At 66.2% G+C, this 15,791-nt stretch carries 14 protein-coding genes and 1 pseudogene; 7 read left to right on the plus strand and 8 right to left on the minus strand.

The window, feature by feature from the left end; genetic code table 11:
* Positions 1-14: 14 nt before the first annotated feature.
* Positions 15-809: a S1 family peptidase gene (locus R4I43_RS22135; RefSeq protein WP_324267595.1), complete on the plus strand. Its 795-nt coding sequence runs from the start codon at positions 15-17 to the stop codon at positions 807-809.
* A gap of 141 nt (positions 810-950) precedes the next feature.
* Positions 951-1,712 (plus strand): helix-turn-helix domain-containing protein, encoded by a 762-nt coding sequence (locus R4I43_RS22140; RefSeq protein WP_324267596.1) that lies wholly within the window; start codon positions 951-953, stop codon positions 1,710-1,712.
* A gap of 292 nt (positions 1,713-2,004) precedes the next feature.
* Here the strand turns inward: R4I43_RS22140 and R4I43_RS22145 are convergent, their stop codons facing one another.
* The gene (locus tag R4I43_RS22145) at positions 2,005-2,454 is read right to left on the minus strand and encodes an RrF2 family transcriptional regulator (RefSeq protein WP_324267597.1); all 450 of its coding nucleotides are present in this window, start codon (positions 2,452-2,454) and stop codon (positions 2,005-2,007) included.
* Positions 2,455-2,584: 130 nt separating this feature from the next.
* Positions 2,585-3,244: a hypothetical protein gene (locus R4I43_RS22150; protein WP_324267598.1), complete on the minus strand. Its 660-nt coding sequence runs from the start codon at positions 3,242-3,244 to the stop codon at positions 2,585-2,587.
* A gap of 476 nt (positions 3,245-3,720) precedes the next feature.
* On the opposite strand from R4I43_RS22150, the gene R4I43_RS22155 reads away from it, so the two are divergent.
* The 3 genes from R4I43_RS22155 (at position 3,721) to R4I43_RS34380 (ending at position 6,991) form a co-directional block, all read left to right on the plus strand.
* Positions 3,721-4,533 (plus strand): helix-turn-helix domain-containing protein, encoded by an 813-nt coding sequence (locus R4I43_RS22155; protein ID WP_324267599.1) that lies wholly within the window; start codon positions 3,721-3,723, stop codon positions 4,531-4,533.
* A 159-nt stretch (positions 4,534-4,692) separates the two neighbouring features.
* Positions 4,693-5,985, plus strand: coding sequence for a PepSY-associated TM helix domain-containing protein (locus R4I43_RS22160; protein WP_324267600.1), 1,293 nt, complete (start codon positions 4,693-4,695; stop codon positions 5,983-5,985).
* Positions 5,986-6,244: 259 nt separating this feature from the next.
* Entirely contained in the window at positions 6,245-6,991 is a 747-nt protein-coding gene (locus R4I43_RS34380) for a hypothetical protein (RefSeq protein WP_407691292.1), read from the plus strand.
* Between the two features lie 393 nt (positions 6,992-7,384).
* Here the strand turns inward: R4I43_RS34380 and R4I43_RS22165 are convergent, their stop codons facing one another.
* The 4 genes from R4I43_RS22165 to R4I43_RS22180 all read right to left on the minus strand — a co-directional run bounded on the left by R4I43_RS22165 (position 7,385) and on the right by R4I43_RS22180 (position 11,907).
* Positions 7,385-7,759 carry a LytR/AlgR family response regulator transcription factor gene (locus tag R4I43_RS22165; protein ID WP_324267601.1) on the minus strand — a complete coding sequence of 125 codons (375 nt, stop codon included), beginning with the start codon at positions 7,757-7,759 and terminating at the stop codon, positions 7,385-7,387.
* Between the two features lie 107 nt (positions 7,760-7,866).
* Positions 7,867-8,301 (minus strand): hypothetical protein, encoded by a 435-nt coding sequence (locus R4I43_RS22170; RefSeq protein WP_324267602.1) that lies wholly within the window; start codon positions 8,299-8,301, stop codon positions 7,867-7,869.
* Positions 8,302-8,482: 181 nt separating this feature from the next.
* Positions 8,483-9,967, minus strand: a complete 1,485-nt coding sequence (eat, locus tag R4I43_RS22175; protein WP_324267603.1) for an ethanolamine permease — start codon at positions 9,965-9,967, stop codon at positions 8,483-8,485.
* On the minus strand, positions 9,964-11,907 hold the full coding sequence (locus R4I43_RS22180; protein WP_324267604.1) for a primary-amine oxidase: 1,944 nt from the start codon (positions 11,905-11,907) through the stop codon (positions 9,964-9,966). Before R4I43_RS22180 ends, eat begins: the two co-directional genes overlap by 4 nt.
* Before the next feature lie 423 nt (positions 11,908-12,330).
* Between R4I43_RS22180 and R4I43_RS22185 the strand changes: the two genes are divergently transcribed.
* Positions 12,331-13,803, plus strand: a complete 1,473-nt coding sequence (locus R4I43_RS22185; RefSeq protein ID WP_324267605.1) for an APC family permease — start codon at positions 12,331-12,333, stop codon at positions 13,801-13,803.
* The gene (locus R4I43_RS22190) at positions 13,800-14,549 is read left to right on the plus strand and encodes an IclR family transcriptional regulator (protein WP_324267606.1); all 750 of its coding nucleotides are present in this window, start codon (positions 13,800-13,802) and stop codon (positions 14,547-14,549) included. Before R4I43_RS22185 ends, R4I43_RS22190 begins: the two co-directional genes overlap by 4 nt.
* A gap of 385 nt (positions 14,550-14,934) precedes the next feature.
* On the opposite strand, the pseudogene R4I43_RS22195 reads toward R4I43_RS22190, so the two are convergent.
* Positions 14,935-15,226: pseudogene (locus R4I43_RS22195) on the minus strand (IS5/IS1182 family transposase); the annotation flags it as partial.
* Between the two features lie 85 nt (positions 15,227-15,311).
* Positions 15,312-15,683 (minus strand): response regulator transcription factor, encoded by a 372-nt coding sequence (locus R4I43_RS22200; protein ID WP_324267607.1) that lies wholly within the window; start codon positions 15,681-15,683, stop codon positions 15,312-15,314.
* Positions 15,684-15,791: the final 108 nt, after the last annotated feature.

Genomic DNA, 15,791 nt, shown 5'->3' on the forward strand with positions numbered 1-15,791 from the left:
GGGAAAGGAGTCCCATGAGAAAAACCTCCGCACTGCTGGCCGTCTTAACGGCCGCGCTGCTGGGCCACGGTGTCACATCGGCGGTAGCGGGTGCCTCCGGAGAGCTGATCAACAACAGTCCGGGAACGCTGGTCACGGGCGGCCACAGCGCCACGGAGCAGTATCCTTGGATGGCATCGCTGCAGCGGGAGGGCCAACACAGCTGCGGCGGCTCGCTCATCGCCGACCAGTGGGTGCTCACCGCCGCACATTGCGTGCAGGAGGCGAGCCCGGCCGATCTCGGACTCCGCATCGGAAGCCCGGACCACACCCGGGGCGGGACCGAGCGTGGTGTGTCCCAGATCGTCGTACACCCGGACTACGCCACTAAGGGCCCGAACGGCGACATTGCGTTACTCAGGCTGGATCGAGCGACCTCGCAGACACCGGTCCGGATCGCCGACAGCTCGGGTGTCACCGGTACCCCATCCAGGATCATCGGCTGGGGTCTGACCTGCCCGTTGCGGGGGTGCGGGCAGCCGCCAGAGCAGTTGCAGCAGATCGGAACGCAAGTCGCGGCCGATGCGGGATGCGCGCTGGGCGGCGTCGACGGCCCGACTGAGATCTGCACCGGCAGCCAGGAACTCCTGCTCGACAACGCCTGCTTCGGTGATTCGGGCGGCCCGCAGCTGGAAGGTTCCCCGGGCGACTGGCGCTTGACCGGGGTCACGAGCCGACTTGGCAGCGTGGTCCCCGTCTGCGGCACCGCCCCGTCGATCTACACCGATGCCACCGCCTACCGGGAGTGGATCGGCCAGACCGTCGGCTGAGGCCACTGCGCCGACCGGTCCGCTTCCGCGGCAGCGGTCGGCGCAGTGCGGCTGCCGAGGGTAGGTCGCGTGTGCGGCATCGCCGGGCGGGGGCGCGAGAGCGCGCCGACACAGCGACGAATTCCAAGGAGGGAGCTACGAGTGGAACGCGAGAAATCGTTGCACGGCGGCGCCCGAAGCCTGTCCGCGGACGCGTTGCAGAAGTTGCGACGGCAGGTCGTCGCCGAGGTCGAATCCGGCCTGTCGATGACCTACGTCGCCGAGAACTACGGGATTTCCCGCAAGTCCGTCGGCAAATGGGTACGCGAGTACCGCTCGAACGGCGAGCGGGCGTTCGTCGTCCGGAAGAAGGGCAGGCGCGCCGGGTCGCGGATGGCGTTGCTCCCGTCGCAGCAGGGGTGGGTGTTGCAGGCGATCTCAGCCGGCTCTCCGGAGCGCGCCGGTTTGCCGTACCTGCTGTGGACACGACGGGCGGTCGCGGAGCTGATCCGCGACGAATTCGGCACCAGCCTCAGCCCGGCTACCATTGACCAATACCTCGTGCGCTGGGGACTGACCACCAAGTCGCTTCCGACGTTCAAGCCGGGCGAACTGCCCGAACCTTCAGCCGGGGTGCAGCGAATGGCAGCCGCCTGGGTGTGCACGCAGCCGATGGCGGACTTCGGTCCCATCCATGTGCTGCTGGCCGTGACTGGTCGCGGACTGCTCTTCTTCGAGCTGAGCACCCAGCCGTTCAACCGATCGCAACTGACTGATTTCCGACAGCGACTGCGCATGCAGCTGGGGCGGGCGGTGGCTCTCTTCATCAGGGCCTGGCCGCCGGAGGCCGCGGAGTTGCGGGAAGCACTCTCGGGAATCCGGCAATCCGCGAACGGTGTAGGTCAGCAATCGGTTCGGGATTGACCGAGGACGGGTGCGTCGCTTGATCAGCCGCAGGCGACGTCCCCGTGCCCGTGGTCGGAGCCCGGTCAACGGGCCTCGGTGCTGCCTCGGTAGGTTTGCATCCACTTGCGGATCGTGGTGGATGCGAGCGCAGCGAGGCCACTCAGATCCGTAGGCTCCGCGGCACGGCGAGGCACGGCCGGAAAGGCGGCGAGCACCGACTTAGAGGGCTTCATGGTCTGCTCGGAAGCTGTTGTGCCTGGTGTCATCCCCGACCTCCGTTGTGAATTCCTCGAGTGCGCACAGAGCCGGCTTAGCCTGCGTCGGAGTACGAGCGTTCTTGAAGTTGTCCAAGCCATGTCTCGCGTCCTGTCACCAGGTCTCGAACCGTGAGCGGATCCAGCGATGCGTAGAACGCCTCCTGCGCCACCCGCAGCGCCGCACGCAGTGCGCAACCCCGCAGGAGCGGGCACGGCGGGTCGTCAACGCATCCGACCACGTCGCCGGAGCCCTCGAGCTCACGGACGATCCAGCCCACCGACGCTTGCCTGCCCAGCGGAGTGAGCGTGAGGCCACCGCCACGTCCGCGTCGCGCGTCCACGACCTCCAGGTGTTGCAGCTTGCTGACGGCCTTCGCGACATGGGTATGCGGCGCACCCACTGCCACGGCCACTTCTCTGGCGGTGATGCGCCTGTTGTCATCTCCTTGAGCGAGCCGCAGGACGATTCGCAGGGACAGATCCGTGAACTTCGTCAACCGCACGAGGAGCACTCTGGAGAAGGGGAATGTCAGATGCGTATTTGCCGAGTGACGGGTTTGTGACGTTCGGTGTTCATTTGCCCGGAATGCTCTGCCCGGGGGCCGGTGGCCCTGGCGGCCGAGTCTTTGGACGTCAGCTCACGGTGCTGTCCTCGTCGTGCCAGCACGGCTCGTGAGAACGGAGGAGTTCAGGGCTGTTCTGGCAGTCGCGCAGCGCGAACCCGGCGGCGAGCAGGATGAGGGACAACAGCACCTCATCTCCAAGCTCGATCCCACGCTCCCGAGGTTCTGGACCGTCCAGCAGGCTGATCGCCTCGTGGGCCAGTTCGGCGCACTCGGTTCCGATGTGCTCGCGCAGCGAGGCCACTGCCGCGCCGGCCAGGCCTTCCTCTGGCGAGGCGTGCAGTGCTCGGGTCAGCCGGCTGACCACCAACACGAACAACACCGTGCTTCCGAGGGTTTCCGCGACTTCGTCCGATTCTGGCTCCTCGAGGGCCATGAGAAGGTCGGTCTCCGCGACTCGTCTGGCGAACCGGCGCGCCGGCTCGGCCGAGCGCTGGTCGAGCGTCGCGTCGATCGCGTCATCCAGATCGGTGGACAGCAGCTCGATGAGTTCGGACAGGTCGGCCTCCTCGCCGGGTGTGGGCTGCTCCGGGACCACGGTGTGGTCCCAATGCGCGATGTCGTCGGCGGTGAAACGGCCTCCGGTGCCTGTCATCGACTGATCCTCCTGCCGGGCTCGATGGCCCCGGAAAATAGGTCCTGTTCGCACCCATTTAAACAACCGCGTCATCCTCCGCCGGTGTCCGAAGTGTGACGCCCGTGCTAAACCCGCTCATTGATGCCGAGCCGCCGCGAACCAGCGTGCGAGCACTGTTCGCGGAAGTTCGGCGAACGATCGGCGCTCCGCCGAGCAAATTCGCTACACCCAGCAGCACCGCTGCCGTAGCGAAACGTGCTGCTGACGGCCGCTGGTGTCGCGCATCCGGCCAGCGTCTCGGTGTAAGGAATTTCGCGATTCAGTCCTGCGCTCCGAATGGTTTCTCCTGCTTCTCCGCAATCGGGCGAGAAGACACGAACATGGTTTTTTACCGGCGATCGACGCCGATGAAACACGTCGCGGCCTAGGGTGCGTTCCGATCCCGCTGTCGTCGGCTGGAATCACGAGGTAACACCGAGTACATGAGAACTGATCCAAGATACTGTTAAGGTTTCCTGAGAAGCGCTCGTGCATAGGGGTTTTCATTTCCCATACCTGTGGAGACGGAAATGAACGCGAAGGACGCCCGCAAGATTTCCGCTGAGGCGCTGGAGGATCTGCGCCGCCGGGTCGTGGCAGCCGTCGACTCAGGCGCCACGCAGGTCGAGGTGTCACGGGTGTTCGGAGTGGCCCGGCCCACCGTCAATCGTTGGGTGCGCGCATTCCAGGACCACGGCGAGGAGTCGTTCCGGCCGAGGCGACGTGGTCGTCGAGCTGGGATGCACCGAGTGTTGAACGCGGAGGTGCAGACGCAGATCACCGAGCACATGACTGACTGCTTTCCTGACGCGGCCGGTTACTCGCATCCACTCTGGACCCGACAGGCGGTCGGCGATTTGGTCGAGCGAGTGCACGGAGTGCGGCTCACGCTGAACACGGTCAGCAGCTATCTCCGACGATGGGGCCTGGCCCAGTCCGAGCTGTTGCCGCACGCCACCGCTCGCGATCCGCGGGCGGTGGTGCGGTGGCGGCTTTGCGACCAACCGGTGCTGGCAAGATCCGCCCAGGTGCAGGACGCCGCGATGTATTGGCTTACGTGGACCAACTCTCGGAAGGTCGGTGTCCTGTCGGCGTTTTCCAGTCGGCGGTCGATGTTGTTCGCGGTGTTCAGCGATCCCTGTTCTGGACAGCACGTCGCTGAGTTCCTGACAAGACTGGCCGACCAGTCAGGACGGCGCTTGTTCGTCGTCATCGACTCGTTCGAGATGGAGCAGGCCCAGTCGCTGCGCGACTGGCTGGATGCGAATCAGCATCGGGTGAGCCCGTTCTTCCCGGTGCCACCGGCGCCGGAGTTGCGCATCGCCGGAGCGTTCCAGGGCTGAGCCGGTCCTAGGTGAAGTAGCTCCCTTCACTCGTTCTGAAGCGCTCGTTGAAACAGGAAGGCCCACGCCGTGGTCGCAGGTGAACCAAGAACGACTGAGGTAATCGACAAGGCTGGGCCTGAGGATCGCTACACCTGGTGGGCTGCGCTGCGACCGCTGGTGCTGCGCCTGCACTTCTTCGCTGGTGTGCTCGTCGCGCCCTTCATCCTGATCGCCGCGATCACCGGCCTGCTGTACGTGCTCACCCCGCAGCTGGAGGAGGCGATTTACGGACAACAGCTGCACGTGCCCGCCACCGAGGATCAGGTGCCGCTGTCGACGCAGGTCAACGTCGCGCGAAACGCACTACCCGAGGCCGAACTCAAGGCGGTGCGTCCGGCCGCGACGTCCACCGACACCACGCAGGTGATCTTCACGGCTTTGGAATTGCCGGAGAGCTATTTCCGCACGGTGTTCGTGGATCCGCACGACGCCGAGATCCGCGGTGTGCTGGACACCTACGGCAGCAACCAGGCCCTACCCCTGCGCGCGTGGGCATCGGAACTGCACCGTGGCCTGCACCTCGGCGATCTCGGGCGGGTCTACAGCGAGCTGGCGGCGAGCTGGTTGTGGGTGGTGGTGCTCGGCGGCGTCGCCCTGTGGTTCGGTCGGCGACGCGTGACACGCAAACTTCGGATGCGGCCGCCTGGACGGACGCGTGTGCTGTCCTGGCACGGCGTGACCGGTGCCGGGATCGGGGTCGGCTTGCTGTTTCTCTCGGCGACCGGTTTGACCTGGTCGACCTTCACCGGGGGCAACATCGGAAAGGTGCGCGAGACGCTGTCCTGGGAGACGCCAGCGGTTGCCAAGGGGCTTCCGATGCGCGTCTCGTGCGAGCAGTCGGACAGGCGAATCGACATCGGATACGACCAGGTTCGGCAGGTCGCCACCCACCACGGGTTGACCGGGCAGGTGGAGATCACCCCGCCGGAGCACATTGGTGCCGCCTACACCGTGCAAGAGACGGGGCGCAGTTGGCCCACCCAGCAAGATTCCGTGGCGATTCACCCCGTGACGGGGCAGATCACCGACAGCGTCCGATTCGCTGACTATCCGCTGATGGCCAAGCTGTCCCGATGGGGCGTCGACGCGCACATGGGCCTGTTGTTCGGCTGGCCGAACCAGGTCGTGCTCGCGGCGCTGATGATCGCGGCCATTTGCGTGATCATCTGGGGCTACCGGATGTGGTGGCTACGCCGCCCCACCCGCGGGTTCGGCCACCCACCGTCGCGTGGCGCCTGGCGCAGACTGCCGATTCCTCTGCTGCTCGGCGGTGTGTTGGTGACTATCGGTGTTGGCTGTGCGGTGCCCCTGTTGGGGATCTCGCTGCTCGCATTCCTCTGCGTGGACGCACTGCTGGGCATGCGTGGAACTGTTGCCAGCGAAGATAGCGCCAGAAGACCTTCAGGTTAGAAGAGGTTCGAGAGGGTTGTGCACTAGCCAAACCGCTTCAGCTGCTGTCTTCCAGCTAGAGGTGGTCATTAACTGCGGGGTACGAGTTCTCCCGCATGCCATCGGCGGGTAGTCGTAGTCGCCAGGGCACCCGCGATGTGACAGGCGGCGTGTCTTCCCTCTACTGCGCAAATCACGCCGTGTTCGACCAAGTGCGTCGCGGAGTCTTGGTGTGATCTAGCGGAGGACTACTCCTGGCGGGAGTGATCAACTACGGATTCTGGAGAAGCCGCGGTACACGGGCAGGCAGGTGTGGAACCGCACCGGCACAACCCATTGTCCTGGGACGGCGCGTCGTGCCGGTGGGACGGGGCGCCGTACGGACTCAGGGGCGTGGGTGGTGTCGAACGCGCCTGCGCATGCTGCGTTGGTGGATGAGGCGACGTTTCGGTCGGTGCAGGGTATCCGGACGGCGAGGAGATCCGGGGACGGCGGGGCGCGGACGTATCTGCTGGCGAGGTTGGTGGTGTGCGGGGCGGGTGGTCGGGGTTCACATCGGGCGCATAACCGCCCCGGTTACCGCTACCGTCACGGCCGCACCAGCGCCCGGGCTGAGGCGCCGGGTCTGAAGAGTGTCTTTGTCAGGGAGGAACACCTACTCGCGGGCCTGCGTTCGCGCCTGCCGGAGGTCACCGGCGGCGACGAGGATCTGGTCGATCATGTTCGCGCGAACGGGTTGGTGATCGTCTACCTCGGCCCGGACTGGATGCTGCCAGTGGGAGGAATCCCCGTTCGTGGGATTCATCTCCATGTTCGTCAAGTTAGCACAGCTGTTTTCGCGTTGAGTATGTGTCGGCGTGTGCGGGGTGCGTCTGGCGTGGGTTTGTCGGCGTGTTGCGGCCAGCGTTGTCGTCCGGTCGCGCGGCGGGCCCGGTGCGGGGTTGGCGGTGGAGCGAGAGTGCGGCTATTCGGGTGGCTGTGTGGTGGGTGTCGTCATGGGGGTGGTGTGCCGGCGTTCCAGGGCTGATTGGTCAGCAGGTCTGGATGTGAGGTGCGCTGTGACTGAGATGGGGTCTTTGGAAGTGTCCGGACGTGGCCGGGGGCGGTGTCGTACTAGTGGGTACCTCGGGGCGCACCAGTTGCGCCCCGAGGGCGAGCTCCAGGGTCTCGGGGCAAAGATCGTCCAGGCGAAGGAGCGGGCACCGACGCGTCCGCACCCTGCGGCACCGGACACGCCGCCGGCAGATAAGACCCTCGCCACCGGGCAGGCATGGTCGACCGCCTGCGAGAGTTCGTCCCCAGGACCAGTGCCGACGGGTGGCCGGCACCCCCAAGGCCGAAGATCCGGAAACCGTTGCTCCGTGGGCACCCGACTGCATCGAGCGACACCGCGTCGGAGGCGTGTGGGAAGGGCGTTGCGCTACGTCGCCAGAGTGCGCGGTGGCAAGATCTCTCCTACGCCGAGTGCTGCTGCGACCACCTTCGCTCGGGAGCGCGACACCGGAATTGTCGTTCCGTTGTCGTCGACCGTGAGCTCGAGTTCACCGCTGTCCCTGCGCTCCACTTCCCTGACCCGGCTCAAGTTGACGAGGTAGCTCCTGTGCACCCGCATGAAGCCGCACTCCGAAAACTGGCCGGCGATGTTTCCGAGTCCCCGCACTGCGCATCGGAAACGCCCAAGATCAGTCCTCAGCCACACGGTATTTCCGGCTGATTCCGCGACTACTACTTCCGAGACGGCCAACAAGATGCGCCGATTTCCTTTGATGGCGATGACGCGACGATTCGATTCCACGGTGGCTCCATGGGATGTGCTGGAGTGGTTGTCGGTGCGGATGGTCAGCTGGTGTGGCCATGCTCTGCGGCGGGAGATCGCTCGAGCGCGGGCATGTCCGGCAGGGGTCAGGAGTTCCCTGTTCCTGCGGTGACACGGCCTGCCCGAATCGCGGCGATCACCGCGCACGCGAGGGCGACCTGGACGACAGCGAGGATTGTGGCGACGAGCATCAGCGGCGAGGCGAGATCACCGAACAGCATCCCGCTGCCGTGGTCACCGTGCCCGTCGTTTCCGTGCCCGTGGTATCCGGGCGCGTGGTCGCCGGCCACGGGGATCATGGCGATCAGGTGCACGGCCAGCATGGACGCGGCGAGCGCGCCCGCGGTGATCCAGGTGCGGAGGCGCGGCCCGCGCCACAGGTGCACCGCGCAAGGAAGGCAGGCGGCGGAGAGCGCGGCCATCACCAGGCTGCTGGCCGGATGTGTGCCCACGTGCCCTGCCACGAGGGGAACGTGCGCGGTGACGCAGTTGATGGCGAGCACTGCGGCCAGCTTGCCCACGAGTGGTTGCTGAAGCAAGTGAGTCGCCGAGTTCATTCCGGGACGAGTCGAGCTGATGGGATACATGATTGCTCCACACGGGACGGAGGTCCGGAAGCGGAGGGCCAGAACCGGAAGGGCAGGGGGCTCAGTACGTCCGGACTGAGCCCCGAACAGCCCTTCCTCATCGGTTTCGCGGTGCTCAGCGAGCGTCGAGCTCGTGCTCTGCCTGGGCGAGTGCGGCGAACTCCTCTTCAGGCGCCCGAGCCACGAGATGATGCCTGCTGTAGAAGGCGAAGTACGCGATCATCACCGCGTACGCACCCGCCGCGTAGAGCCCGACCGTGGGATCGACGACGAAACACGCGATCATGGCTGCTGCGGCCAGCACCAGCGCGACTCCCGACGTGAACACACCGCCGGGGGCCCGGTAGGGCCTGTGCAGGTTCGGCTCACGAATCCGCAGCACGATGTGCGAGATCATCATCAGCACGTAGGACACGGTCGCTCCGAACACCGCGATCAGGATCAGCAGATCTCCGGCTCCGGTGAACGACAGCCCGAATCCGATGGCCCCGGGAATGAGCAGGGCCAGGAACGGTGACTTGCGTCCGTTCGTCAGCGACAGGACGCGGGGCAGGTACCCGGCTCGTGACAGCGCGAACGTCTGCCGCGAGTAGGCGTAGGTGATGGTGAAGAAACTGGAGATGAGACCCACCAGCCCCAGCACGTTCACCAGTTGGCTGACCCACGTCGTGCCACCGGTCGCCTCCATCGCACTGATCAGCGGGTTGTCCCACTCGCCCACGGCACCCGCGCCGGCGCCTCCGGGCGCCAACAGCATGAGCAGCAGGGCCAGGACCGTCAGGACCAGCACGCCGCCGTTCATGCCCCGCGGGACGTCCCGGGCCGGTTCCCGGGCTTCCTCGGAGGCCAGCGGAACGCCTTCCACGGCCAGGAACAGCCAGATCGCGTACGGCAGGGCGGCCCAGATCCCCACGACGCCGAAGGGCAGGAAGGCGCTGGCACCCACGGCATCGGTCGGTGCGATGTCCAGCAGCTTGCCGGGATCGAAGTGCGGGATCATCACGACCGAGAAGATCACGATGCCGGTCACCGCGACGACGGCGAATCCCATGACCAGCTTGAGGACTTGCGACACTCCGTACAGGTGGAGCCCGAGGAACGCGGCGTAGCACACCACGTAGACGAGCGGTCCGCTGAAACCGATGAGGCTTTCCACGTAGGCGCTGATGAAGGTCGCCACCGCCGCCGGGGCGAGCACGAACTCCAGCAGCACGGCCGTGCCGGTGAGGAAGCCTCCCCAGGGGCCCAACGCTCGCCTGGCGAATCCGTAACCACCTCCGGCGGTCGGAATGATGGTGGCCATCTCGGCCATCGAGGAGCACATCGTGGTGTACATGAGCGCCATCAGGGCGACTGCGACCATCATCCCGCCCCAGCCGGCTTCACCGATGCCGTAGTTCCACCCCGCGTAGTCGCCCGCGATGACGTAGCCGACGCCGAGCGCGACCAGCAGCACCGGCCCGGCGGTCCCTCGTCGTAGCTGCCGCCGGTTCAGGTAGTCGTCACCGACGTCCTCGTAGTCGACCCCCGCGGTGTGGCCGGCGGGCTCAGCCCCGGCAGGGGTGCTTCTTTGCGGTCTCCCGGTTCTCTCCTGGGTCATTGCGAGTCCTCACATCCGCAATGGGAGTCGGCGTCACGGGCTTCCGGCCGCGGCACGTCGAGAGTCGGGTTCTGGTCGAAGAAACCGAACGGCTGCAGCAGGAACCCGGTGTGCTGGCGCGGCATGATCGGCCAGTCCTCCAAGCGGACGATGTGGTGCATGCCGAAGGTGTGCCAGACCACGATGTCCCGGTCCACGATCGTGCGGTCGGCCTGCGTCCACGCGGGCAGGCCGTCGCCGCCGCGGGACTGGTTCGGGTATTCACCCGCGGGGAACCGCTCCTTCTCGTCGTAGGCGGTGACCCAGAGGTTGTTCGTCGCGAATGCCGCGCGCCGGCTCACCCACGCGTCCGGCTGCGCGTCGAGGGTGATCGCGTCGGTGGGCACCAGACGATAGGCCACCGGGTCGCCCACGAAGTTGTGCCGTTGGTGGTTGACGATCTTCCAGAAGCGGTGGCGTTCCGGATCGGTACGACGGATGGCGTCCTGCTCGGTCGCCAGCAGCCGGTCAACGGGGTAGAAGACGTTCCGCGTGGGGTTGTCCTCGGGGATCTCGGTGTCGACCTCGTAGACGGCGTTGTGGGTGCCGTCGAGGTCGAAGTCCAGACGAACGTTGAAGATGTGCTGGTGGTGAGGCCCGTACAGCCCGTCGTTGTTCAGCGTCTGGCCGTAGAGCGACTTGGATCCCTTGGGCTGGCCGGCGGTCGAGAGGATGCCGGTTGCCTTGATCTGGAACTCGATGGTGCCGTCGAGGTAGAGGTACCAGTAGAAGCCGTACTCGTAGTTCGCCACGGTGGCGATGTAGGAGATGACGAGTCTCCGGGAGCGGCGCACCTCGGCGGTGTCCTGGCGGAAGTCGTAGTGCTTCCACAGGATCGAGTCGTCTTCTTCGTGCATGCACACCGCGTTCTTGATCCGCATCGGGTTGCCGTGGCTGTCGCAGACGAGACCGTCGAAGTAGTGGATCTCGCCGAGGCAGTCGCATCCCAGCTCGAGGGAGTTCGCCAGCGCGCCCAGGTTGTACTCACCGGCGTCGAAGGCGTTCTTCTTGCTCTGCACCGGGGACGGATCGGCGTAGGGCACCACCATCTCGACCAGCGAGGCGCGGTGGAGCACCGACCGGTCCTCGTCGCCGTCCCGGAACTTCAGCTGGTGCAGAACCAGCCCCTCCCGGGCCGTGAAGCCCACGCGGAACGACCAGTCGCCCCAGGTGACGTGCTGGCCGTCGACCTGGAACGAGCGCCCCTGCGGAGAGGTGATCTCCAGCGGCTTGATGTCGGTGCGCGCCTCGCCGACGTGCTTGGGCAGGTAGTTGCCGGTCTGCTTCGGGACCCCGAAGTCGGCAATCTCCTCGACCTTGACGACCTGTTCGTTGTTGGCGTCGTAGACGACGATCAGGCCTTCCGCGGGGTGGGCGTAAGGGCTGTCGTCCGGATCGAGCCGCGTGTACACGAGCGCCCGCATCAGGCGACGGCCCTGGTCGTCCTCGCCGTAGTAGCCCGCCGACCACGGTTCGATGCAGACCAGGTCGAGGTCGGTCAGGCCACGAGCGGCCAGCGCTTCGACCACCCGCGGGTCCTTCTTGCAGTTGACCTCGACCTCGGTGAACTCGTCCAGCATGAACGGAGGCTGCGCGCCCCGAGGGACCTGCACCCACGATTCCACGGTCTCGCGGTCGAGGTTCACGGTTGACTCGTACGCCAGGCCGGTCTCCCGGTCGATCAGGACGACCTCGGCCTCGCGGCGCACCGCCGAGATGTCTCCGCGCAGCGACTCCTTGGACGGTTCCTTCAGCGCGATCTGCACGAAGCGGAAGCTCTCGGCTCGTGCCTGCGTGCCCCTCAGCACTGCGGCAGCCCTGGTGATCTCGTCGGCGGAAAGCGGATCGAGGGGGTGGGCCGAGGGATTGGCCGAGGCGGGGGAGATGTCTTGCAGCGTCATGGCATTTGCTCCTCGAGAAATGGCTTCGGTGACGTCCGGTGAGCAACCGCCGGCCGTCTCCAGGCGGCGTCGACGCGGCGATGGCGAGTTCGGAGCGGTCGTCCTAGGCGCAGGGAACCGGTGTGCGTCGGTGCCTGGCGGAAGTACCTCGAAGGTCTGCGAAGTTGCTCGGGAATCAACGTAATCAGCCGGGTGTGACCGCCAACACCGGCTGAGCGAGAAAACCCTGAGACTCTTCGACAGGAGATATTCCCAACCGTGTTAACACGCACGTAACATGCGCGAAATGTGTCAGAAACACGCAGGTCGGACGGTGTAGCGCCAACGCTGATGCGTCCCGACGCCTCGAAATGGAGGCGTGCCAACGCACTTCAGCCGGTCGCTATGAAGCGTCCACGCCGGTTCGATTGGACGAGTGCAGGCATGAACCGTTCTTCACCGGGCCAGGACTACGTGGTCCAGACATCTCCGCTGCACGGCCTGCCTCGCCGGCAGATGCCGTTCATCCCGGTGTTCGCGCAGTCCATCGCCGCCGTCGCACCGTCCGGGTGCGCCTCGGTGATTCCGCTCCTGATGCTGAGCACGACAGGAGGCGGAGCGGCGCTGGTGGGATTCGTCTGCGCGATCGCCGTGATCTTGCTCGTCTCGGCCTGCCTGCGCCCCATGGCGCAGCGCATGGCCGCGGTCGGCGGGATCTACAGCTTCACCGCGCGGGGCCTCGGCCCCGAAGTCGCAGTCCCGACCGGGTGGTCGGCGTTGGTCGGCTACGCGGCGGTGAGCATGGCGGGACTGCTCGCGGTGGGGACCTACCTCGCCCACATCGCCGTCGCCTCGGGACTGGCGCCGACCACGTCGACCACCGCGATCGTCGGCATCGTCCTCGTCGCGGCGGCGCTGGCCACGGTCGTGATGGTTCGCGGGATCGCCGTGTCGGCGTGGATCACCTTGCTGATCGAATGCGTCTCTATCGCCCTCGTCGGCGCCGTGCTCGTGCTGCTGGTGGTGCGAAACGACCACTCACCGCACGCGATCTCCGCCGCTATGGAGTGGGGAAATTCGTGGCACGGCATCAAGTTCAACATCGTCGTGGCCGTCGCCGCGTTCGTCGGATTTGAAAGCTCGACCACTCTGAGCAGGGAAGCGAAGCGCCCGTTCCTGACGATCCCGCGCACCCTCCGCTGGACCCCGGTCGCGGTGGCCGTGCTCTACCTGTTCGCCGTCCCGATCCAGGCCATCGCGATGAGTTCCGCTCCCGCAGCGGTGCGCGACAGCGCCGCACCGCTGGCCGAACTGCTGGCCCACAACGGATCGACCGCCCTGTCGACCGTCCTCGACCTCGGCATCGCGGCCTCGTTCTTCGCCTGCACCCTCGCCTCGGTCAACGCCCTCGTGCGGGTCCTGATCTGCATGGGCCGGGAAGGTGTCGCACCGGCCCGGCTCGGCCGGACCCATCTGCGCTTCCAGACCCCTGCGCCCGCGGTCGTCACCGCGATGGCGCTCATCACGATCGGCCCCCTCGGCGTCCTCCTGACCGGCATCTCGCCGGACCAGGGGTTGCTCGCGTTCCTCACGCTCAGCGGGTGCGGTTACCTCGGAAGCTACCTGGCCGGATGTGCCGCCGCGCCGGTCCTGCTGCGGCGCATCGGGGAGTCCACTCGAGGCGTGTGGATCACGAGCGGTGTGGCCACGTCCGCCCTGCTGATCCTGCTGCTCAGCGTCTCCTACGTCGCCGTTCGCGACCACGCGATACCGCTGGTCGCCTACGGCATCATCATGTGCGCAGCCGTCTGCTACACGTTCGTGCTGAAACGCTTCGCTCCGCACCGCCTCGCGGCTGTGGGCATCTATGACGAGACCGAATGGAATGACCTGTCCAAGACGGGGCTGTTCCGATGACGCCCCGCTACCCGCCCCCTGAGGGAAAGCCCAACACCGTCTCGAGATCCCTGGACATCCTGGAAGTCGTGGCGACACGAGGAATGGGAGTCACCGCGCAGGAGATCGCTGCAGCACTGCACATGCCGGCCGCGACGGCGTACCGGCTGCTCAACTCGCTCGTCGCCCAGGAATACCTCGTCCGCACCTCCGACCTGCGCGGATTCGCCCTGGGAGCACGACTCGACGAACTCATCGCCTCAACCGCCGAGCCGCAGGTCAGCACCGCCGCCCGGCGCGAACTCGACCAGCTGCGCAACGCCACTCGCTTCGCCGTCCACCTGATCTCCTACCGCAAGGTGTCGCTTCGCGTACTCGACGAAGACCCCGATCACCCCGTCCACGCCGAACGAGAGCTCGTTCGCTACCTCCACGCATCGGCCGCGGGCAAACTCATCCTCGCCGACCGGGACCGATGGCAAGACATCCTCCCGGCCACTCCTCTGCAACGCCTAACGCCCACGACGGTCACCAATCTCGCCCTGCTCGAGAACGAGTTGCACAGAATCCGCCGACAACGATTCGCGGTGCAGGTCAACCAACTCCACCTCGGGTGCGCCTGCCTCGCCATCCCCGTGCGCGGCACGGACGGAATGACCGCCGGAGCCCTCTGCATCGCAGGCCCGGCAAGCCGCATCGACGCTCTGCTGGAGCAGACCGAGAAAGCCCAAGAAGGCGCACGAATCCTCTCCCCACTGCTTTTCTAACAGCTACCGGTCGATTCGCGACCTGCGGTATTTCGTTTCGTCGTCGACTGTGAGCTCGAGTCCCCGCACTGCGCATCGGAAACGTCCGATTCCGAGAGTCAAGCGTGCTCTGCCGGTTGGAGCAGGAGTGTCACCGGTCTTGCGGTGCCGGGGAAGCCAGGACGGAGCGAGGATGATCAGGTGTCTTCGTCCGATGGGAGTCTGGACCATCTTCCGCGGGTCGTCGGTGCCGCCGGCGCGGAAGTCAATTCGACTTGGCACAGCGTGAGTGGCCCGGAGCTGGGCGAGAGCGCGAAGCTGTATCTTCTGTCTACGTGATTGATTCAGTGGCCATTGAATTTGTCGGCGTCTGGAGCGGCTATTCGGGTGGTCCTAAGAGCGTGTCTCACTTGGCGTGTTGGAGTCGTTTGAAGCAGACGAGGGCGGCAGCCAGGGCGAGGAAGGCCGAGGCGTTGCTTGGACTCGACGTCCTTGCGCGCCAGTCGGGGTCGGATTCCCTTGCCCCTCAACCATCTGCGACGTTCGCGGCTGTTGTAGGCCTTGTCGCCATGCAGCTTCGCGGGCTTGCGGCGGCGCGGCCCGCGGAGGGAGCGGACCGGCGGGATCGCGTTGACCGGCGGGATCATCGCGTCACCATCAGCCGTGTTGCCCGCCGAGATCCCGGTGGCTATCGGCAATCAACCACCATGGACGATCACCCCGGACAGCGGGTCAAGATCCAAACGAGACACGGTCTAAGGAATCCTGACCGAATCGCCACGCTCACCCCGCCTGATCCCAATTCCGCAGACCAAGTTTGGCGCAGTTCACGGCGGCGGTAGTGCGGGTGGAAACGCTCAGTTTCGCCATGATGTTCTCGACGTGGCGGGATGCGGTCTTCGTCGAGATACCGAGCACCTCCGCGATCTGGGCGTTGGTCAGACCGCCGATGAGCAGAGTGGAGATGTCCAGTTCGCGCACCGTCAGGCCCGCGGGCACCGCCGCGGCGCGCACATCGAGCAGGACGTGACCTGCGCCGCGACGGGACCGCACCGCGAACGTTGACCCCTGCCAGTGAAGAAACGACTGCTCAGGAATGTTCTCCAGGCACTTGGGCAGAGACACCGAGAGTGCCTCGTCGACGAGTTCCCTCACGGGTTCCGCGGATGCCGGATGAAACCAGAGCCCGGGGGGCCGGGGGGCCCCCCCCCCCCCCCCCGCCGCCCCCCCCCCCCCGCGGGGGGGGGGCGGGGGGCCCCCCAA

Origin of the sequence: Saccharopolyspora mangrovi (assembly GCF_035320975.1) — a bacterium.
Taxonomy (GTDB): Bacteria; Actinomycetota; Actinomycetes; order Mycobacteriales; family Pseudonocardiaceae; genus Saccharopolyspora; species Saccharopolyspora mangrovi.